At 57.8% G+C, this 20,515-nt stretch carries 20 protein-coding genes; 8 read left to right on the top strand and 12 right to left on the bottom strand.

Going from position 1 to position 20,515, the window contains the following annotated elements; all coding sequences use genetic code 11:
* Positions 1-2: 2 nt before the first annotated feature.
* The 6 genes from K5845_RS09370 to K5845_RS09345 all read right to left on the bottom strand — a co-directional run bounded on the left by K5845_RS09370 (position 3) and on the right by K5845_RS09345 (position 8,393).
* Positions 3-1,715 carry a sensor histidine kinase gene (locus tag K5845_RS09370; protein ID WP_046479054.1) on the bottom strand — a complete coding sequence of 571 codons (1,713 nt, stop codon included), beginning with the start codon at positions 1,713-1,715 and terminating at the stop codon, positions 3-5.
* 288 nt (positions 1,716-2,003) lie between these two features.
* The gene (locus K5845_RS09365) at positions 2,004-3,413 is read right to left on the bottom strand and encodes a sensor domain-containing phosphodiesterase (RefSeq protein WP_287958859.1); all 1,410 of its coding nucleotides are present in this window, start codon (positions 3,411-3,413) and stop codon (positions 2,004-2,006) included.
* A 156-nt stretch (positions 3,414-3,569) separates the two neighbouring features.
* A complete protein-coding gene (locus tag K5845_RS09360) occupies positions 3,570-4,871 on the bottom strand; it encodes an O-antigen ligase family protein (RefSeq protein ID WP_090228930.1) in 1,302 nt (433 codons plus the stop codon).
* A 30-nt stretch (positions 4,872-4,901) separates the two neighbouring features.
* A complete protein-coding gene (locus K5845_RS09355; RefSeq protein WP_046479053.1) occupies positions 4,902-6,404 on the bottom strand; it encodes an undecaprenyl-phosphate glucose phosphotransferase in 1,503 nt (500 codons plus the stop codon).
* A 99-nt stretch (positions 6,405-6,503) separates the two neighbouring features.
* The gene (locus tag K5845_RS09350; protein ID WP_287958858.1) at positions 6,504-7,697 is read right to left on the bottom strand and encodes a glycosyltransferase family 4 protein; all 1,194 of its coding nucleotides are present in this window, start codon (positions 7,695-7,697) and stop codon (positions 6,504-6,506) included.
* A 33-nt stretch (positions 7,698-7,730) separates the two neighbouring features.
* On the bottom strand, positions 7,731-8,393 hold the full coding sequence (locus K5845_RS09345; RefSeq protein ID WP_046479052.1) for a polysaccharide biosynthesis/export family protein: 663 nt from the start codon (positions 8,391-8,393) through the stop codon (positions 7,731-7,733).
* A gap of 165 nt (positions 8,394-8,558) precedes the next feature.
* Between K5845_RS09345 and K5845_RS09340 the strand changes: the two genes are divergently transcribed.
* Complete coding sequence (locus tag K5845_RS09340; RefSeq protein WP_287958857.1) at positions 8,559-10,748, top strand: GumC family protein; 2,190 nt, start codon at positions 8,559-8,561, stop codon at positions 10,746-10,748.
* Between the two features lie 108 nt (positions 10,749-10,856).
* Entirely contained in the window at positions 10,857-11,933 is a 1,077-nt protein-coding gene (locus K5845_RS09335) for a polysaccharide deacetylase family protein (protein ID WP_287958856.1), read from the top strand.
* An 8-nt stretch (positions 11,934-11,941) separates the two neighbouring features.
* Here the strand turns inward: K5845_RS09335 and K5845_RS09330 are convergent, their stop codons facing one another.
* Positions 11,942-12,169 carry a DUF2842 domain-containing protein gene (locus tag K5845_RS09330; protein ID WP_046479049.1) on the bottom strand — a complete coding sequence of 76 codons (228 nt, stop codon included), beginning with the start codon at positions 12,167-12,169 and terminating at the stop codon, positions 11,942-11,944.
* A 137-nt stretch (positions 12,170-12,306) separates the two neighbouring features.
* On the opposite strand from K5845_RS09330, the gene K5845_RS09325 reads away from it, so the two are divergent.
* Positions 12,307-13,416 carry a COX15/CtaA family protein gene (locus tag K5845_RS09325; protein WP_046479048.1) on the top strand — a complete coding sequence of 370 codons (1,110 nt, stop codon included), beginning with the start codon at positions 12,307-12,309 and terminating at the stop codon, positions 13,414-13,416.
* 200 nt (positions 13,417-13,616) lie between these two features.
* Positions 13,617-13,922 (top strand): hypothetical protein, encoded by a 306-nt coding sequence (locus K5845_RS09320; protein ID WP_046479047.1) that lies wholly within the window; start codon positions 13,617-13,619, stop codon positions 13,920-13,922.
* 61 nt (positions 13,923-13,983) lie between these two features.
* Here the strand turns inward: K5845_RS09320 and argC are convergent, their stop codons facing one another.
* The 4 genes from argC to rplM all read right to left on the bottom strand — a co-directional run bounded on the left by argC (position 13,984) and on the right by rplM (position 16,979).
* Positions 13,984-14,913, bottom strand: coding sequence for an N-acetyl-gamma-glutamyl-phosphate reductase (argC, locus tag K5845_RS09315; RefSeq protein ID WP_046479046.1), 930 nt, complete (start codon positions 14,911-14,913; stop codon positions 13,984-13,986).
* Positions 14,914-15,019: 106 nt separating this feature from the next.
* Positions 15,020-15,796 (bottom strand): TerC family protein, encoded by a 777-nt coding sequence (locus K5845_RS09310; protein WP_287958855.1) that lies wholly within the window; start codon positions 15,794-15,796, stop codon positions 15,020-15,022.
* A 234-nt stretch (positions 15,797-16,030) separates the two neighbouring features.
* Complete coding sequence (gene rpsI / locus K5845_RS09305) at positions 16,031-16,510, bottom strand: 30S ribosomal protein S9 (protein ID WP_090228948.1); 480 nt, start codon at positions 16,508-16,510, stop codon at positions 16,031-16,033.
* On the bottom strand, positions 16,503-16,979 hold the full coding sequence (gene rplM / locus K5845_RS09300) for a 50S ribosomal protein L13 (protein ID WP_090228951.1): 477 nt from the start codon (positions 16,977-16,979) through the stop codon (positions 16,503-16,505). The genes rpsI and rplM overlap by 8 nt, the downstream gene beginning before the upstream one ends.
* Before the next feature lie 533 nt (positions 16,980-17,512).
* On the opposite strand from rplM, the gene K5845_RS09295 reads away from it, so the two are divergent.
* The 4 genes from K5845_RS09295 to K5845_RS09280 all read left to right on the top strand — a co-directional run bounded on the left by K5845_RS09295 (position 17,513) and on the right by K5845_RS09280 (position 20,008).
* A complete protein-coding gene (locus tag K5845_RS09295; RefSeq protein ID WP_052743915.1) occupies positions 17,513-18,052 on the top strand; it encodes a hypothetical protein in 540 nt (179 codons plus the stop codon).
* A 134-nt stretch (positions 18,053-18,186) separates the two neighbouring features.
* Positions 18,187-19,029: an enoyl-CoA hydratase gene (locus tag K5845_RS09290; protein WP_046479042.1), complete on the top strand. Its 843-nt coding sequence runs from the start codon at positions 18,187-18,189 to the stop codon at positions 19,027-19,029.
* A gap of 5 nt (positions 19,030-19,034) precedes the next feature.
* A complete protein-coding gene (locus K5845_RS09285; RefSeq protein ID WP_287958854.1) occupies positions 19,035-19,475 on the top strand; it encodes a VOC family protein in 441 nt (146 codons plus the stop codon).
* Positions 19,472-20,008 carry a CoA-binding protein gene (locus tag K5845_RS09280; protein WP_287958853.1) on the top strand — a complete coding sequence of 179 codons (537 nt, stop codon included), beginning with the start codon at positions 19,472-19,474 and terminating at the stop codon, positions 20,006-20,008. Before K5845_RS09285 ends, K5845_RS09280 begins: the two co-directional genes overlap by 4 nt.
* Before the next feature lie 31 nt (positions 20,009-20,039).
* Here the strand turns inward: K5845_RS09280 and K5845_RS09275 are convergent, their stop codons facing one another.
* A complete protein-coding gene (locus tag K5845_RS09275; protein ID WP_139165341.1) occupies positions 20,040-20,453 on the bottom strand; it encodes a hypothetical protein in 414 nt (137 codons plus the stop codon).
* Positions 20,454-20,515 lie beyond the last annotated feature (62 nt).

The raw sequence follows: 20,515 nt of genomic DNA, 5'->3' as shown, positions 1-20,515 counted from the left end.
GGTTAGGAGATGCGCCGCTTGAGATGGTGGGATGGTGCAATGACAGTATGCGGCGCTTCCAGTATCCACACCACGCCGGTCGAAGGAAACTCATAAACGACTTTTCCATCGAGTGTCTGAGCTGCAAGCCGTTCGATGACTATACGCCCGAAGCCCCATCGCTGCGGTTGCTCAACGTCCGGACCGTTGCTTTCGCGCCAGCTCAGGCGCAAGCCCACATTGTTTTCATTAGGAAGAGACCAGTCGATGTAGACTGTCCCTTCCTGACCACGAAGGGCGCCATACTTCGTCGCGTTCGTTGCTAGTTCGTGGAGCGCTAGGCCTATGGTCTGGGCGGCATCCGCCGTCAATGAGACCTCTGGCCCTTCTATGACGACGCGCCCGCCATCCTCCACGTCAGTAAAGGGCTTAAGTTGTTCGCGAATGAGCCGCGCGAGAGGAGCGTCGCCACGGTCTCGACCGAATACGAGTTCCTGAGACTGAATCATGGAATGCAGGCGCGACGTAAAGCCATCGAGGAAGTCGTCGATACTCGCGCTGCCCTTGCCGACTTGGCGGGCCATGGATTGGATAACGGCAAGCTGGTTCTTGTTGCGATGCGCAAGCTCACGCATCAGCATCTTGATGTGCTCAACCTGTTCTCGCGAGCGTTCCTCGCTGATCTTCAACGCTTCCGTACGTTCATGGATCAGCATCGAAGCGAGGCTCAACGTTTTCATGACCTGATCGGCTTCGGTAAGTGGTAAGCCTTCTGCCTCAACGACACCGCCGGACGCGAGCTTGCGTGTCGCGAGCGTAACACGCCCCATTGATCGAGCCATACGCCGTCCCACCAATATCGCAAGAAGCGTCGTCAGGATGCCGGCGAGAACGGCGGCGGACGCAAGCCAGCCGAGCGATTGCCAAAGCGAAGCTTCAAGCAAATTTTTGGGCGCGCTGATGATCGTACGCCAGCCAGTCAGGGTAGAGGTGTCCTGCATCTCAAGACGGGTAACCCCATCCGTATCTCGCCTCTCCACCATGACGCCGGCGGGATGCCTCACAAGGTCAATGTCCGGCCCGCTCCCGTCATCGGGGGAGCGGGAGATGACCTCTCCTTTCTTGTCCGCTACTGCGATCGCCCACCCGGTAGGTAAAGCAGTCGTAGCGATGGTCTCGTGCACGCGCGCAGTCGTAATCGTCATCATAAGGATACAATGCAGAGCGCCATCCCGCATCACGGGAAGTCCTATGACGATGGCATCTCCATCACCGGGCGCGCCCATACCAACGAGTCCGGACACATGAACTCCCGGAGTCTCACCAACATGACGTGCGACGTTGCGATCGAAGGGACGTGGAGATGGTGCCCCGTAAGGCACGCGCGTATCGACGATGGGCTTCAGCGATGTGTCCAACAGGAGGACATATGTACGAGCATGACGCAGGGCAGCCTTAGTCTGCGCATGAAACGCTGCGTAATCATCCTGCGCGAGACTTTCAGAGAGCGCCAGCGCGCTGAGCAAAGTCACAAAGCCCTTAATCTCGCGATCAACGTCATTGGTGACATCAACCGATAGACGCTTCAGGCGTTCCTCATTGGCCGACATCTCTGCACGCGTGAACACCATGGCACCGAGTGCTGCGAAAAGCAGGAGCGGTGCTACCAGCGCCAGAGCGAAGCCGACGAGATGAGCGGTGAGCGATCGCGAGCGGTACTCGCTTCCTTGAGACATCCCGTCTGCCCAGTTGAATCAGTCATTGCGTTCCGCGCGCAAAACAGAGCGCGGAAGTGCGGTACCATTATCTCAACGAAGATCACACCGTGCCAAGCACTATTGTAATCGAGTAGCCGACAACCGGTCGCCTACTGACGAAACGAACGTCGCGACGTTAGGGGCATGGGCATTGAGAATATTTGATGACCAATCTCTTCTGGTCTTTCAATTCGAACTTCAACAAATTTTGAAAGAAAATAGGATAACCAATGGAAATACATAAATTAAGAATATCTTCGCCAATGCTCAAGGTATCTTGACGGCTTTCGGCATGAGATCGGCCGACGAGGCAAAGGCACCGTTCAGTAAATTCGGGACATTAGCAGCCGGTATAGGCTTTGAGAAATAAAAGCCCTGGCCATAGTCACAACCGACATTCGCCAGGAAAAGGTACTGCGCATTGGTTTCGATACCTTCGGCGACAATACTCAGCCGAAGCGCGCGACACATCTGAACGATCCCGCGAATGATGATCTGGTCTTCTTTATTCGAAAGGCAGTTGCGCACGAAGCCGCGGTCAAGCTTTAAGCCATCGATCGGCCAGTTGCGAAGATGCTGAAGGCTTGCGAAGCCGGTGCCGAAGTCGTCCAACGCGATGTGAATGCCCTGGCTGCGGAGTTCCGAAAGGCTCTTATGGATCTGGCCTTCAGGTGCCCCCATCGCGATGCCTTCCGTCGCTTCAACGACGAGGTCACGTGGGTTAAAGCGGTACATATCGAGCGCTTTGCTGATTTCGTCGGCAAAGCGCTTATTCATGAGGTCTGCAGATGTGACGTTAATGGCAAGACGTCCGGGTGCAAGGCCCTGCGCGCGCCACACAGCGTAGTCCTTCAACGCGGAATTCAACATCGCACGCGTCAAAAGAGGCGTGAGTGAGCGATCCGAAATTGCCTGGTTAAAGTCTTTAGGAGCGAGCAGGCCGCGCGTTGGGTGCTTCCAGCGGGCCAGGACCTCGAAGCCGACGGTGCGGCCCCACTTCAACTCCACAGTCGGCTGGTAGAAAGGAACGAACTCACCGTCGCTCAGCGCGCGGGAAATTTGAGCGCGCGCGGCACGCGGACGAGGCGCTGGACGATCTTTCGTCTCTGGGGCTTGAGAGGCCCTTCCAACAAGTGCAGCGGACTTCATTGTCGGTGCCGCAGGAACTGGACGGCTTTTGGGCGAACGGTTGGCCTGTTGGCGGAGTTTCAGGATGCCGGAAGCCGTTTCGGCCAGACGCTGCAAAACCGACAGCGCTGCGGCAGACAAACGCCGAGGCCGCGTATCCATCACACAAAGGATCGCAGCGCCATTTTCAGCGCCGGTTTCCAAAAGAAGTCCGGCATAAAATCGAATGTTGGGATCGTGACGGACCCACGCGCTTGCACGAAATCTCTCGTCTTTCGCCGCATTGCCAACGACGAACGTCCTGCCGCGATTAGTAAGCGTATAAGCGCAAAACGGGTTCTTGCGCGGGTGCGCCAGCGCATCGAGGCCGACACCCGTAACGAAGTGCTCTCGGTCGGAATCAACCAACGAAATGGCTGCGAGGGGACATCCGCTGATGTTGGAGGCAACTTCGCACAATGCTGCAAGCGCGCGTTCGGCCTCCACATCTGGGCGACCGGTCGACGCCCGCAGGGGCTCAATGTCGATGCGCGATCTGTACGAGGCCATAAGTCAATCCGGGCAAACACATGTTTAAGACAGTATGAAAGGCATGTCTGAGCATTAAGTTAAATTGTAACTATCTGCTCGGACCGGCCCCCTTCCGATATCTCCGGTTGGATGAGTATACCTCAGAAAGTCCCGTAAAACGGTATGTTTTCCGAATTATGGATGATCAAGTGAGCGCCTGTTGCTGATATCAGACGCGCAGTGCCCTCGTCCCACGGCCATCAACCCCCACGTCATACCTGTGAGCAGGTAAAAGTGCCGCCAGTGATCAGTATCAATAATAATACCTTCCAGAATGGTTGCCAGAAAGGCGGCATAGATCACTAGGAATAGCGGTCGCATTTCGCTTTTGCGCGCGGCGTGGCGCAGCCCAAATGCGGCTGTAACAGCAACAATGAGCCAGTAAACGCTACCGCCAAGCCATCCGGCATTGAGAAAGATGCTCAGATAGACGTTGTGCACTTCCTCACGGTGGTATTGCGTGCTGAACGTCAAGGCGCCGATACCCAATGGCTTTTCAGCGATGAGCTTGAGCGCTTTCGCCTGTCCGCCAAAGCGCCCGTCTGGGCCGGAATCGTAGCTCTGGCTGAGGCTGGCGCGTTGGCTGAGAAGGTCTGAAACGCCATCGAACTGAGCGGCGACGGCTACGATGGCGATGAGAGCAGCCACGCCTGCTGAGCCAAGCAGGATGACGCGGGCGCGCTGGCCGCTGGTCGGCGCCGTGACAAAGGCCAGATACCCGAAGATGAGAACGGCAATCGCGAGGTTAACCCAAGCACCTCGGGAAAAGCTGAGAAGAATGGCGAGCGCCAGAATTCCCGCGATAGCGAGCGGTACAATTGCCGAGCGGAGCGGGCGATTGATCACGAGGTGCAGCATGTACAAGGCAGGCGCAACCAGAAACGCGCCGAACACGTTCGGATCCTTGAAGGTTCCGGCGGCGCGGCCGTACTTCGTGAAGAGATCATAGGCGCCCGGCATGACGGAGAAATAGCCGACAATAGCCGCGCAGGCGGCCACCAACGCGGCACAAGTCCAGGCATTCAGGATGAGACGTGTGTGGGCATCCGGACGCTTGGCAACAAAGCCAGCGAAGACGAACGAGGCGAGGCTCAGGTAGAGCGAGATCGTCGTGAAGGTAACTGAGGCCTGGATATCCGGAATGGTCGCAGAAGATATGTATCCGCCTGCCGCCACAAACAGCCATGCTGACAGATAGAGCACGAGAACCGGCGTAGTCCTCACCAAGCCGACGACCGGAAGAAGCACGATGAGCCCCATCATAAGCGCATCGACCGGCGCAGGCTCACTAAACACCAGCCCGCTGCTGCCGATCGCGAGCCAGACGCAGACGAGAGATAACTTATGAACGACGCTCGCAGACCGCTCCTTAGGCGCGAAACGTAGCGACTGTGGGAGCGGCCTTCTGCCGATAAACGCTGCGTCTGCGGGTGCCATGAATACGCTCTACAATACCTAACCAGATCCTCAGTATGCGTTTTCGGTTTTGATAAGCGAAAACGGCGTCTTAGCGAGGATGTAGAGGTCCAAAAATACCGACCAGTTCTCGATGTAATAGATGTCATGCTCGACGCGCTTGACGATCTTGAGCTCAGTATCGGTCTCACCCCGCCAGCCATGGATCTGAGCCCATCCGGTGATGCCCGGTTTGACTTTGTGTCGGGCAAAATAGCCCTTCACGACGTCGTCGTAGAGTTCGGTCCCAGCCTTTGCAGACAATGCATGGGGACGCGGCCCGACGAGCGAAAGCTCGCCCTTTAGCACGTTGAACAGCTGCGGAAGTTCATCAAGGCTCGACTTGCGAATGAAGCGGCCGACGCGGGTAACACGCGGATCCCCCTTCGTGACGAGCTTGCTCGCTGTCGCATCGCAAAGGTCAGTGTACATCGAGCGGAACTTGAAAACTTCGATCAACTCGTTGTTGAAGCCATAGCGCTTCTGGCGGAACAGCACGGGGCCGCGGCTGTCGAGCTTGATGGCGATTGCCACCGCAGCCATGACCGGGGCCAAGGCGACAAGAGCCGCAACGGCGATCACCTTGTCGAACACAGATTTCGCGATGCCGCCCCAGGCTGCAATCGGTTTATCCATAAGGTCGATCATGGCCACGTCGCCAATCCGCGAGTACGCGTGCGGCGCAAAGCGCAGCCGCGAGGCGCCAGCCGGCATCTTGATATCGACGGGAAGCTGAGAGAGCTCGGTCAGGAGTTGGTCGATGCGTGCCTCTGCCGTGATCGGCAGTGCAACAATGATCAGGTCAACCCGTGTCGAGCGTGTGAATTGCACGAGATCTTGCAGTTTACCCAGCAGGGGATAGCCATTCGTGCTCAACGGCGCACGACCGTCACCGCGCTCATCAAACAGACCACAGATCCGGATATCGCTATTCAGGTCGTCCTCAAGCTGAGCAATCGCCGCTTCCGTAACGGGACCTGTTCCGTAAATAATGGCACGACGGCTAAGGCGGCCGCTACGATGCCAGCTCTGTGCGAGCGAAGCGACAACGAGCCGTTCGGCAATAAGGAGTGCGCCACCGGCGACAAACCAAGCGGCCATCCAAAAGCGGGAAAATTCGCCACCCAGCTTTGCGAAGAACAAACCAGCCGCAAGAAATGCAAACGCAACCATCCATCCCAAAGCGATACGCGGCAAATTGCGGACGCCGGCGACCAACCGGTCAATTCGATACAAACCCAGGTAGTGAAAACTTAAAATGGAGATACCAGCTGTCGCAAAAGCAGCGATCAGATAGCTCGCGTGCATGGCGGTGTTCAAATCTGAGACATATGCCGCTGCAACAATGAGCCCCGTCAGAGCGCACAACGTGAACTCGATGAAGCGTACGCTATCGCTGACAACGTTAGCGGAGATCAGCGGCGACTTTGCGTCTACTGAAAAATCCCATAAACGCGGCGCTTTGAGCGTGGTGACTGGTGTATCGGTGCAAACGCGGGCAACAGACTTGGACATGATCTTCTCTTCTGGGCATTGTCCCAATTTGGACAACTGCCCTGAAGGCAAGCAGTGATTGTGCCATAGCAGCCGCTGATACCGGAGTCCGCGTCAACGTTATCGATTAGGGTAAAGATCATCTGACAACGCGACTCGATCTGGCACATCGAACATGGCCGTGCGTATCAATTGTTCACGATAGAAGTCGAGAACCGCACCTGTCATTTTGGCGACGGTGAAGCGTTGAGCAACGAGGCCGCGTAGCTGGATTGCGCGGCTACGTGAATCTTCCATATCGTCCAGTGTTGCCGCCATGGCGCAGGCCAACGCCTCGACGTTATCTGGAGCTACGAGGCGTGTGGCGCTTCCGCGAACGATCTCGGGCATGCCGCCGACATTGCTGGCGATCAGCGGCAACCCCGCGGCGGCAGCTTCCAAGGCGACATAAGGCAGACTCTCAGCGCGTGACGGCATAACAAGCGCGCGCCCCATCGTGAACGCTTGCCGCGCAGGGAGAGCTCCTGTGAACGAAACCCGCGTGCCTAGTCCAAGCTCGCGCGCAAGGGCACGCAGCGGCATCGCATCCGGCCCGTCGCCGGCAATCACGGCACGCGGCGGTTTGGCAAACCGTAGCCGCGAGAGGGCGCGCAGGAGCAGGTCAACGCCCTTCAGGTCGCGCAACTCACCGACAAATACAAACTCGGCCGCATCCTCATGGGGGACAACAACATCAAAGTCTTCCGGGCTTAGGCCATTGGGGATGACGCGCTGGGCAACGCCGACCGATGCGACACCGCGCGTATAAATGTTTTCCGCAAAGGCGCTTTCAAAAATGACGCCTTCGCTCATCCGTGCGAGGGCGGCCTCCGTATAAACGTACGCGCGGCCTTTCAGGCCGCCGCCGAAGTAGTGAAGACTTCCACCGTGCGGTGTATAAAACCGAACAGGCGCGCGGCGTGACCATGGCAAGATGCGGCCGCCGAGGCGCGCATAGAGTCCACCCTTGGCGCCGTGTCCGTGTAAGACGTCGACGTCCAAGCTGCGTGCGAGGCGACGGGTGAAAAGGACAGCAGGAAGGTCTCCCGGTCCCGGCGAACGTGGCATGGGCGTCTGATGCAGCCCAAGAGAGAGAGACGCTTCGAGTGACACGAGCCGGTCACCCGTGAGCCCATCGCAACTCGTGGAGTCAACAAGAACGCCGACCTCGTGACCAAGGGCTGCCTGCTCAAGGGCGAGGTCGCGGACGTGGCGGAATAGGCCGCCAACGGGCGCGCGTAGGATGTGCAGGATACGTAACGGCCAGCCCATCATTGTTTCACCTCAAACGCTTTAGCTCTCCAAACCTCAGAAAAACCGCTCGTAAACGAACACGGTGTCGCCCGGCTTGAGGACATAGTCCGCGGATGTCTCAAGCTGCTCGACCAAGCCGTTGATCCGACGCGTCACACGGAACGTGCGCGTGCTTGCGCGTTCGCTATAACCGCCGGCAATCGCGATCGCCGTCTCGACGGTCATGCCCGATACGTACGGAAACTGACCTGCGTTCCGGACCTCGCCCAGAATAAAGAACGGCCGGTTCTGCTGCAGATCGACCGTGACCTGCGGGTCGCGCACGTATTCGGCACCAAGCCGGCGTGTGATCACCCGCGTAAGGCCGTCGGTGGTCAACCCCCGAGCGCTGACGTTGCCGATCAGTGGCACCGAAATCCGTCCGGCATGGTCAACAACGTAAATCCGCGAAAGATTTGGCTGGCCGTAGACAAAGATACGCAATCGATCGCCGGTATCGAGCAGGTAAGGCCCGTCGCTGTCAGCAACGGCTTGCGGACCGGCAAAATCACCGGGCTGAACAGTCGGTTCGCCCCAAGTGACATACTCAACTCGGGCGTCGGGCTCACTGATAGCTGCGCGCACGTCCTCGCCGAAAGGCGCTGGGCCATGACCGCTGGCACAGCCGCCAAGCAGCAGTGCAAAAGCCATTGGCACACAGGAAAGACGCAACGACATCACTTGTCACCTTGTCGAATAAAACTCGTTTAGCTCGGGTGTAGCCCGCACCGGGTTAAGAAAGACTCACCTCATGTTCAATTTCTGAACGGTTAAGAGATTGCTTACTCACGCACGGTCTAATCCCGTTGACGTATTGGACGTTAATCGCCCGATGGATACCGCATGCGTGACAAGAGCTTCGCCTCCCCAGACGATATTGACCTAATGGCCTTATGGGCGACCCTGCGTCGCGCCATGCCGAAGCTGCTTGTGCTGACGCTTGCCGCCGGGATCCTCACTTATGTCGTGCTGTCAATGATGGCACCGCGCTACACCTCGCAGGCGGAGATGGCGATTGTCGCCAAGGGAACGGCCAATCCGTTCAGCAATCCCAACAATCCAACTGCTGGCCTCGACACCTTACCCTCACGCATGGACAAGGAAGCGGTGAACACGCACGTCCATGCGCTGCTCTCGAGCAATCTCGCAGCGAGGGTCATCAAGGAGCTGCAACTCGACAGCCGCAGAGAGTTCAACGCTTCGTTGGGGCCGGTAGATTCCCTCGATACCGTTATGCGTCTGGTTGGTCTTGGCGGTAGTCGTCCTGGAATCTCCGACGAAGATGAAGCTTTAAAAGAGTTCTTCAGTCGGCTGGACGTTTACAGCCCGGCGGAAAGCCGCGTGATCAACATACAGTTCACCTCGGTTGATCCGGGGCTAGCGGCCAAGGTCGCCAACACTGTTGCTGAGACCTATCGCGAGGAATTGGCGCAAGCGACGGTCGCCGAAACGGACACCGTCCAGAAGTCGCTGGCTCCAAGGATCGAAGCTCTCAGCGAGGAAGTTAGCAAGGCCGAATCCGAGGTCGCAAACTTCCGGGCCAAAGCCGGCTTGCTGCGGAGTGGCGCGCAGCAGACGCCGCTGAATGAGCAGCAACTTGGTGACATCGCATCCGAGCTGACTAGGGCAAGTGCAACGACGTCTGCGGCTCAGACACGGGCGAAGGCGGCGCGGCAGCTGCTGTCAAAACGGGCACCCGAGGCCATCCCGGAAGTCCAAGCTTCTCCGATCATTCAGAATCTCATTCAACAACGGGTGACGGTTGAGCGCGATCTTCTGAAGCTCTCGGCAACAATGAAGCCGGCCCATCCAGTGATCCGCCAACTCAACGCTGACCTGAACGCGGTGAAACAGCAAATATCAGCCGAGGTCGCTAATCTGGTAGCGGGCCTCGACCGTGAGGCGTTCATCGCTGCAGAGCAGGAAGCCGCGATCCGTAAACGTCTGGACGCCGTCAAAATCGAAGTCGCAGACAGCGGCGCCGACAATGTCGAGCTGCGGCAACTCGAGGCCAGGGCCGCGGCAAAGCGCGGCGAACTCGAGCGGCTGCAAGCACAATTCGAAGCCAACCGTGCCCGGGCCGACGGCGGGGTCGTTCCGGTTGAAGCTCAGATCATCGCGTTGGCACGGCCTTCGAGTGTCCCCGTCTTTCCACGCAAGGTGCCGTACACCGTCCTGGTAATGGTCGGCACACTTCTCCTCGGAACGGCCATCGTTATTACGGCTGGCCTCGCGGCAGGTGCGCGTAAAGGTGACGAGAGCGAGCGTCGGTTGCGTGAGGAAATCGCCGTGGTCGCCGCGTCCGATCCAGCACCCGTCGAAGCTAGTCCGCCACCTCTCCCAAGGCCAAATCCGGAAACAGCCGAGGCAGCCGACTTGGCGCCTGCATTCCGCTCCCCAGATGCACTGGCCGAACATCTTGTCCATAGCGCCGGAACAGCGAGGACAGGACAGCGGACGATCCTGGCAAGTCACGCCGACCCAGCGACGACGGTGGCCGTTGTGCGTGATGCAGCGAACGCTATGACAGAAGCTGGAGCCCAAACCCTCATTATCGACGGCAGCTTCGATGGCGATGGATTAGCGGACGCGTTCCAGATGTCACGCGCGCCGGGGTTTACAGAGTTGATCAGCGGGGCCGTGACGTTCAGCGATGTTGTGCGCAGTTTGCCGGATAGCGGCGTACATATCATCGCCTGCGGCGCAGTGAATGCATCGGACGGAAACGTCGACGCCGATCAGCTCAACATGATCCTCGATGCCCTGGATGAGGCATATGACCAGATCCTCGTCGTCGCACGCGCGCAGGCCGCGCGGGCCATTTTCGAAACGATACAGGGGCGTTTCGATATCGCGATAATTATGGACAACGCGGAGACGAGGCGCACCGCATTCTCTGAGCACGGAACATTTCTGGGCTTCACCGTGAGCGACATCGAACTCTTGCGTTATGAGACAGAGGTGATGGAGGGCCGCGGCGGTAAGGCGGAGAAGCGATGGAACCAAGCGCTGCGCGCCGCGAGCATCGCCTGAGGCTTCGTGATGAGAAGCGGGTTTTCTTCTTATGAGTTTGGCATTAATCACTGTGCAGATTGATTTTCTGGGCCATGGTGTGCGCTCTCAAAGAGCCGGGAAAAGCATATGAGCCGTACCAACACAAAGCTCCTCCAAGCTGCGTTGCGGACGTTGCGGACAACGCGCACGGACAGCCTCGCTGAGCCGCTCACCGGCGGCATCGGCGCAATCTTTATGCTGCATCGGGTAACGCCCGATACTGGTGAAGGCTTTGCGCCAAATCGCATTCTCTCTTTAACGCCGGAATTTCTGGAAGCCGTTGTCGATCAGGTCCGCGAATGGGGTTACGACATCATCTCTTTGGATGAGGTCCCCGCCCGCATCTCGGAACACGAAGGCGCTCCACCGTTCGTGTGCTTCACATTCGACGACGGATATCGTGATAATCGGGATCTCGCCTATCCCATCTTCAAGTCGCGCAACCTTCCCATGGCCGTTTACGTGCCGGAAGACTTCGCCGATGGAAAGGGCGACTTGTGGTGGCTCGTCCTGGAAAGCGCCATCCGTCAAGCTGCCTCGGTGCGATGCGACATCGATGGTCGAACCTTTGCGTTGGCCACACGCACTGACGCTGAGAAAAACGCAGCGTTCCACAAGCTGTATTGGGCTCTCCGTGCTGTCGCAGAAGATGATGCGCGAAGCATTGTAGCGGGCTTGGCTGAGCGCGCAGGCTATGATCCCGCAGGCCTGTGTCGTAACCTTGTCATGTCATGGGACGAATTGCGCGAATTCGCAGCCGATCCGTTGGTGACGATCGGAGCTCATACAACCGGTCACTACGCTCTGGCAAAATTACCCATCGAGCGTGCACGCCGCGAAATGGCGGGCAGCATCGCCCGGATCGAGAGTGAACTCGACCGACCCTGCCGCCACTTTAGCTACCCTTACGGAAACGACGCCGCGGCGGGTCAACGTGAGTTTGATCTGGCGCGTGAGCTGGGAATGTTGACTGCGGTAACCACGCGCAAGGGTCTCATCCACGCGAGCCACGCGACGCAGCTGACCGCTTTGCCCCGAGTTTCGCTAAATGGCGACTACCAGGAGATCGGTTTTGTCCGGACGCTCTTGTCCGGTCTCCCCTTCGCTCTAATCGACGCAGCGCGGCAGGCATCGAGCATCGGGACCTTCCGGCGCCGGGCTTAACCTTAACGTTAGTTGCCGGCCTTCAGATCATCGTCCGAACGAGACATCCACGAGACGATAAACGCAGCCGGGATAACCCAGATCAATCCTGCGATGACGTAGAATGCGAGTTCGACAAACTTGCTCGTAGTGTTGACCTGAAGAACGATAGCGACGGCAAGCGCCAATAAGGCGTAGATCGCGAGAAACACGAGTAAGACGATTGCCCCGATCAGCTTCCGCGTTCGGCTAGTCATAAAAACGTTCCATATATGCGTTGAGGGCGCCGTCTCACTGGCATTTGACCGGTGACGACGAGCCTGCGGCCTTTGGTGCGTTGATCTTGCAGGTGCCGCCTCATAACAAAAGGCTAGCGACTTGTGGAGGATGATCAATGACGCAACGCTCAGCCCTGTCAAATATTGGCGCGCGTCCAGCTCATGAAGCCATTCCGGCTTCTGATCGGGCTGTGCGCCTATGGCTGATCGTGGTTGCGCTCCTCGTATTTGCCATGATCGTTGTCGGCGGTGCGACACGGCTCACAGACTCCGGTCTTTCTATCACCGAATGGCTGCCACTGCTCGGCGCCATTCCGCCGCTCAATGACGCAGATTGGGCGGATGCCTTCGCGAAGTACCAGCAGATCCCGCAATACGAGCTCTTGAACCACGGCATGTCTCTTGCCGAGTTCAAGTTCATCTATTGGTGGGAATGGTCCCATCGCTTCCTCGGTCGCTTCATCGGCGTGGTGTTTGCGCTCCCGCTGATCTTGTTCTGGCTGACGGGACGCCTTCGCCCGGTCCTCGTGCCAAAGCTTTGGGGTCTGTTGGCGTTGGGAGCACTGCAAGGTTTCTTCGGCTGGTACATGGTTCAATCCGGTCTCGTGGAACGGATTGATGTCAGCCACTACCGGCTCGCACTCCACCTTACGACCGCGCTTGTTATTCTCGCGCTTCTAACGTGGCTTGTACTCGACCTGTCCACACTTGGCGACACGGATCGCATCCGCCTTCAAACAGTGACATCCGGTCAACGACGCTTAGCGTACACCATGGGTGCACTCCTACTGGTTCAGGTGATCATTGGCGCATTCGTGGCAGGTATGAACGCCGGCATGACGTACAATACTTGGCCGCTCATGGATGGTCGGCTGATCCCGAATGGCCTGGGTACGCTCAGCCCCTGGTACATGAACGTCGTCGAAAACGTCACCACAGTGCAATTCATCCATCGCACATTGGCGTATCTCCTGCTCGTTTTGGCAGGGTATCAGGCGATCCGATTGGCATTGAGTGAGGACGACGAACGGATCATTGCGTCGTCACGGCTCTTCGTAATTGCGCTCCTCTGCCAAGCGGGACTTGGAATCTGGACCCTGTTGGAAGCCGGCGTAGCGGGGCATATTCCGATCTCGCTAGGATTGCTGCATCAGGCTGGAGCGGCGATTGTCGTCGTGGCCTGCGTTTGGCATCTCCACAATATGACTCGGACCAACGCGCAATGATTGACGCGTAATCTTCGGGAGAGGTTTGCTCACCGCGGGCCAAAGAAAACTGCGGTGAGTGATTGAAACTGTGCCTCATTTGCAGCGCCCGTTGCAGGATATGCTGATGAATGAGGCCCTGTTACTGGTGCCTGCCCCCACCTCCCGTTAAGACGAGTGCGGAAAAGCTTTCGTTGCCGCGTCTCGGGAGGCATTTGTACATGCGTATTGTATTTGTCCTTGCGGCTGTTTTGCTCGCCGCAATGTCGGTATCGGTGTCCGCCGGTTATAATCGCGACATGATCTGTTGGACGTTGACATCGGGCAAGAGCGCCTGCGCTTTCATGCCGAAGCACTACCGTCTCTCATTTGTTCCGAAGCCAAATTGCGCGGGCGTTTTCCAATGCCAGCGCAGCCAGGTTCATTTCGCTCTCACGCGTCGGCGCTTGCGTGAGCTTTCACGCTACGTCGATACATCGCGGATGCGCCCAACGCACACGGCGACGCTCTACGCCCGCCTGTATTGAACAAAGTACGAGCGATGGTTGCCGCCGCGACTGTCGTCCCGCGCTTAAGGCGGATTACAGTCTACAGACCGAACATGAGCTTCAGGTTTTGAACGGCAGCACCCGCCGCACCTTTGCCGAGGTTGTCTAAACGCGCCAGAAGAACGGCCTGCTTCTGCGTCTCACTGCCGAACACGAACAACTCAATCTTGTCTGTTCCATTGAGTGCAACCGCACCAATGCGCTGGCCAACCGTTTCAAGCGGCTCATGCACCACGGAAACGATCGTGCTGCCGTCATAATGCTTGGTGAGAGCGAGTTCGAGATCGCGCAGGCTCGGTTTGCCCGGAAGCAGATCGAGATGGAGAGGGATGCTTACGAGCATGCCCTGCCGGAAATTTCCAACCGACGGTACAAAGATCGGCCGGCGCGTCAGGCCGGAATACCGCATCAATTCAGGGACGTGTTTGTGCGATAGGCCAAGGCCATAAAGCTCGAACGGCTCGGCCGTGCCTGCTTCATAGGCTTCGATCATAGACCGCCCGCCGCCGGAATACCCCGAGACAGCGTTGACGCTAATGCCAAAGTCGGAAGGGATAAGCCCGGCGTCGACCAGGGGGCGGATCAGCGCGATACCGCCTGTCGGATAGCAGCCGGGGTTCGTCACCCGTCGAGCATTCTGAATTTGATCAGCGTGCCCGCCGACAAGTTCCGCGAAACCGTAGGTCCAATCGTCAGCCGTCCGGTGTGCGCTGGAGGCGTCGATAATGCGGGGCGCATTGTCTCCAAGATTATCTGCCAGCGACACGGCTTCACGCGCAGCATCGTCTGGCAGGCATAGGATAATGACATCGGCAGCGCGCATCATGTCGAGACGTGCTTCAGCGTCTTTGCGCTTCTCTGGCGCAATGCTGATGACTTCGACATCGATACCGTCGCTGAGCCGCTCGCGGATCTGGAGACCCGTGGTGCCAGCTTCACCGTCTATGAAGACTTTCGGCTGCTTGGCCATATCCTGCAAAAAGATCCCGAGAAATAGGTGGTGTGGAAATGGCGTATCCAGCTTGCACTGGATACGCCACGGATGACTTCTAAACGTAACCGATCAATCAGTTTGCCTATGGTGTTCCGCTAACGCCTGGCCCAAGGCCCAATCGGTGCAGAATTGCACTGAACAGATCTTCGCTGCAGCCGAAATTGAACACCTCACAGGTAATCTCGTGCGAGCCCCTATAGATCATGTCCAACGAAACATAAACGATGATCAGCAGACCAATCCAGGTAATCCAGGGGTAGCGGACCAGAAGTCTGGCGATGAAATGAGCAGCAAGCGCCATCAAGACGATCGCGACCGCAAGACCAACAACAAGAACCAGCGGCTCGCCCTTCGCAGCACCTGCAACCGCGAGAACGTTGTCGAGCGACATGGAAATGTCAGCGACAATGATCTGCGAAACAGCAGCCCAGAAGCTGACGGGCGGACCAGTGGTGCTCTTCGCATCGAGATTTTTCTCGATCTCGTCGATGTTGTGCTCTTCTCCGCCGGTAATCTGCCGGTACATCTTCCAGCAGACCCAAAGGAGAAGAATGCCACCCGCCAGCGTCAGGCCGACGATCGCGAGAATCTGGGTCGTGACGGATGCAAACAGAATTCGGAGAACAACGGCGCCCGCGATGCCCCAGAAGATCACCCGTCCTCGGATGTCCGGCGCGACACGTGAGGCGGCCAAGCCGACGATGATGGCGTTATCTCCCGCCAGCACGACGTCGATCATAATGATCTGCAACAGGGCCGCGTAGTTCTCCCGGTACCACTGAGGTGACACCAGATGCGAGAACTCAACGCCGATAAACTGCGCAATTGCGATTGGATCTACGTTAAGTAGAAAGTCCATCTTTTAAAGCACCTCGATTGCATCATTGGGCCCTCCGTTACCGGTACCGCGCCAATACAAGGTGCTGGCAACCCACCGGCCGTTCCAGCGCAGCTCTGCTATGCGGAGCCGCGCTGGGGCACATTTGTGAGTTCATTTACCTCAGTGTAAGAGCGTGTGGCAAAAATGCTCCACGCATACAAAACTGTGGCCATCGTATGCCAGTCTGAGAACCCCTCTTTGGGGGGGGGCTTGCTAGCGCTTCGAGAACTGGAAGCTACGGCGAGCTTTCGCACGACCATACTTCTTACGTTCAACGGTACGGCTATCACGCGTCAGGAATCCGCCGCGCTTAAGCACGGTGCGCAGTTCCGGCTCGTAGTAGGTCAGCGCCTTGGCAATGCCGTGCCGAACAGCACCAGCCTGACCGGAAAGCCCGCCGCCCATCACTGTAACCATGATGTCGTACTGATCAGCCCGCTCGGCGGCATTGATAGGCTGCTGAAGCAGCATCTGCAGCACCGGCCGTGCGAAATAGGCCTTGAAGTCTTTGTCGTTGACGGTGATCTGCCCGCGACCCGGCTTCAACCAGACGCGCGCGACGGCGTCCTTGCGCTTGCCGGTCGCATAAGCGCGGCCATACTGGTCGAGCTTCTGCACGTGAACGGGTGTCTCGCTCGCGCCAGCCGTCGCTAGAGCGCCGAGATCTTCGAGGGTTTTTGTTTCTTCAGCCATTGTGCGTCAAAGCCCTCGCGTTCTTGCGGCTAAGTTTTGCAACATCCAGAATTTCCGGGTTCTGCGCCTCATGTGGATGGGTCGCACCCTTGTAGACTTTGAGGTTACGCATGAGCTTGCGCTGAAGCGGACCGCGCGCCAGCATGCGCTCGACCGCCTTCTCAATAACGCGCTCCGGGAAGCGGCCTTCAAGGATCTGGCGAGGGCTGCGCTGCTTGATGCCACCGGGATAGCCGGTGTGCCAGTAGTAGCGCTTGTCTTCGAACTTGCGTCCCGTGAACACAACCTTATCGGCATTGACGACGATAACGTTATCGCCGCAATCGACGTGCGGTGTGTAGAGCGCTTTGTGCTTGCCTTTGAGACGGGTGGCGATGAGGACCGCGAGACGGCCGACGACGAGGCCTTCCGCATCAATCACGATCCATTTTTTGTCCACCTCGCCGGGTTTGGCGACGAAGGTTTTCATGGGGCAGAACTCCTGCCTGTCGGAATGTTGAAAAACAAAGCGCATGGCCCAAGGACCATGCGCATCGGGCGCACGAAACGCCTGTATGATGCGCGTTTACTACGTGAATCATAGCTTCATGTCAATCTAAAATGGTATGTGAACCAAGAGAAATGACGAAAATACAATGCCTTGGGTTTGAGGTATCATGATACCGTCATGCTGTGGTATAAAGATACCTTATACATTTGAGCTGCGAACAATTTCAATCGTGTCCCGCGGCCACTAACCCCGCAGACAGAGAGACTAAAGTAAGCCAGCGAGGATGACGGGATTGCACGTAAGCTGACTTGCGGCTGCCGCAAACATGTTCCAAACAAAAAAAGCGACGGGTCCGAACCCGGAGCCGCGTTCAGCGGTTGCAGGACTCGGGACATCACCCCGTCTCCTGCCGACGTCGATGAGTGATGTAGGCAGACCTTGGCTTACGGCCGAGGTGATCATGGGAAAAAATGCCGCCGGACGGTGCGGCAGAACTTTTTGGAGGAAGGCGTATGCCGCAAGTCAATTCGATTATTCGAACGATGGCAATGTCGGTATTTGTGGCCTGCGCAACCCTTGCCACGGCGGCAACGGCGCAGGAATTCCAGCAGATTGAGCTGACGGAAGAACAAATCTCGAAATTCATCGCGGCACAAGGAGACTTGGCGAAGGTCGACACAAACACGGAAGCGCCTGCAGAAGATGCCAAGGGCGATAACGCAGCCGTTGATGAAAAGCTTGAGAAAGAGCTGGATGCTATCGCGGCCAAGCACGGCTTCAAGGACTACGAGGAACTTGATGACGTTGCTGCGAACATTGCCCTCGTTTTAGCCGGTATTGACGACGAGACTGGCGAGTATTCCGATCCTCGCAAGCAGCTCGACGCTGAGCTTGCTGAGGTGAAAGCGGACAAGAAGCTGGTTGAGGAAGAAAAGAAAGATATGATCAAGGAAATCGAGGACGCGATCGCGGCGACGCCTGAGCTGAAATATCCCGGTAACGTTGATCTGGTGAAAAAGCACCGCAAGGAAATCGAGAAGTCGCTCGAATAGCCTCAAGATCCGCGCGGACACTTAGATCCGCGCAAGGATCGGGATTTCGGAAACGCCGGTTCTCGCAGGACCGGCGCTTTTCGTTGGAATTTAAATGCTGAAACGCTGTACTAAAATGCGTGAAGGAGGCCAGCATGCAAAACACCGCTTCGACCAGCGTTACTGACGCAGCAACTGGCGAGACGTCATCTCTTCTCGTTGTCGAGAAGCCCGAAACAGGAATTGCGATATTGCGGATGAACCGCCCGAAGGCGCGCAATTCCTTATCCTTGGAGATGCTCGCCGAGTTGACGACAGCATTTAAGACGCTCGGTACCGATGCCGATGTCCGTGCGATCGTTCTGACGGCGGAAGGACCAGCCTTTTGTGCCGGACACGATCTCAAAGAATTAACAAGCCACCGCAACGATCCCGACGGCGGCCGCGCCTTCTATGAAAAGACGATGCGAGCCTGCGCCGACATGATGCTCACAATTGTTGCTTGCCCCAAGCCGGTGATCGCCGCCGTGCACGCGACAGCGACCGCAGCGGGATGCCAACTCGTGGCTACTTGTGATTTGGCGGTCGCCGCGCGCGAAGCGCAGTTCTGCACGCCCGGCGTCAACATCGGTTTGTTCTGCTCGACACCCATGGTCGCTCTATCTCGCAACGTGCCGCGCAAGCGCGCCATGGAAATGCTGCTACTGGGCGAGATGTTGCCGGCCACCGAGGCTGCTGACTATGGCCTAGTCAACCAAGCCGTTCCCATCGAGCATGTCATGACGACAGCCCTCGATATGGCGCGGCGCATCGCGGCCAAGTCTTCGGCCACCGTTGCGATCGGCAAGGAGGCTTTCTATCGCCAGATCGAAATGTCCTTACCGGAAGCCTACGACTACGCAGCCGACGTCATGGTCCGCAACATGATGACCGCCGACGCGAAAGAAGGAATCGGTGCATTCCTCGAGAAGCGCCCGCCAACCTGGCAGGGATGCTAAGCGGCATGCTGCCGAAGCGACTGACGCTGGTGACGCTGGGCGTTGCCGATGTCGCCCAAGCGCGGGCCTTCTACGAACGGCTGGGCTTCGAGGCGGCGGGGATCGAGGAGGAGTCGGTTGCTTTCTTCCAACTCGAGGGCTCCGTGTTGGCCGTCTTCGGGCGGGAGGATCTGGCCGAGGATGCCGGTGTGCCGCATGACGGGGCGGGCTTCCGCGGTGTAAGTCTTGCAATAAATCTCTCCAGCGAAGGCGAGGTCGACGAAGCTCTACGCCATGCTGAAAGCTGCGGGGCAACGATCATCAAGCCCGCGCGCAAAGTGAGGGGCGGCTATTCCGGTTATTTCGCTGATCCCGATGGGCATCTTTGGGAAGTCGCCTACAATCCATTGTGTCCCCTGGATGAAAACGGCCGCATGCAGCTACCGAAACCGAAGAAAGCGCCATGAATCACGACGAACACTATTCGGATGACTACATCGAGGGCATTCTTGCCGCGGCTCGGGTCTTTGCCTTCGTCGGCGCGAGCGCCAATAAAAGCCGGCCTAGCTACTTCGCAATGAAGTATCTGCTGGGCAAGGGGTACATTGTTCACCCGGTCAATCCGGGCCAAGCCGGCAAAGAGATCCTGGGCCGCCTTGCCTACACGACGATCGCGGATCTGCCCGCGCCGGTGGATGTCATCGATATCTTCCGCAATTCTGACGATGCGCTAGACGTCACGCGGCAGGCCATCGCGGAGAAAGACAGGCTCGGCATCAAAGTGATTTGGATGCAGATTGGTGTGCGCAACGATACTGCCGCTGCTGAGGCTGAAGCGGCCGGGCTCCAGGTCGTCATGAACCGTTGCCCCAAGATCGAATACGGCCGTCTTTCAGGAGAGATTTCCTGGGCCGGCGTCAACTCCCGCACCATCTCCAGCCGCCGACCGAAGCTGGCAGGCTTTGGCGTTCAAAACCAAGTTTTGAGAGATCGCGACTAGCTGCACAAGGCGAGGCGCTAGATATCTCGCCTCAACACCTCTTCTTAATCTCGCGCCCGAGTTCTCGCGAGACTTCATGCGCCAGCATCTTGCCGCGCGAGATCTGGTTGAGCGAGAGCTTGCCGCTGGCGCCTTGCAGGATCCGGGGCGCGGCATCGGCTTCAATCTTGCCCCGCTTCAGCTCATCGCACGACAGCTGCTTCTTCTTCTGGCTGTAGGCGAACAATCTCACGCCTGACGCATAGGCTTCCGGCGTCGCCGACTGCCCAATCCAGGCCCGCTGATCGTCCTTCTTGAAATGTTCCAGAGTTGCTTGCCGCTTGGCGACGCAATCAGGCGAGTCATCGACGCAGGATAAGCCTGCCGTCGGAGAGCTCACGCCCGGCCCTTGCCCCGCGCAGCCAGCCATCGCCATCAGAGCAAAACCGACCAATAATAATCTCACGGCGGAAGCCGGCCCTCCGGTCGAACACAATGCTGCCATCATCGCCCCTTGTGAAGCTGAGC

The sequence above is a fragment of the Filomicrobium sp. genome, from assembly GCF_025698805.1.
GTDB lineage: Bacteria > Pseudomonadota > Alphaproteobacteria > Rhizobiales > Hyphomicrobiaceae > Filomicrobium > Filomicrobium insigne.
This window is presented reverse-complemented; position numbering and strand designations above follow the sequence as displayed.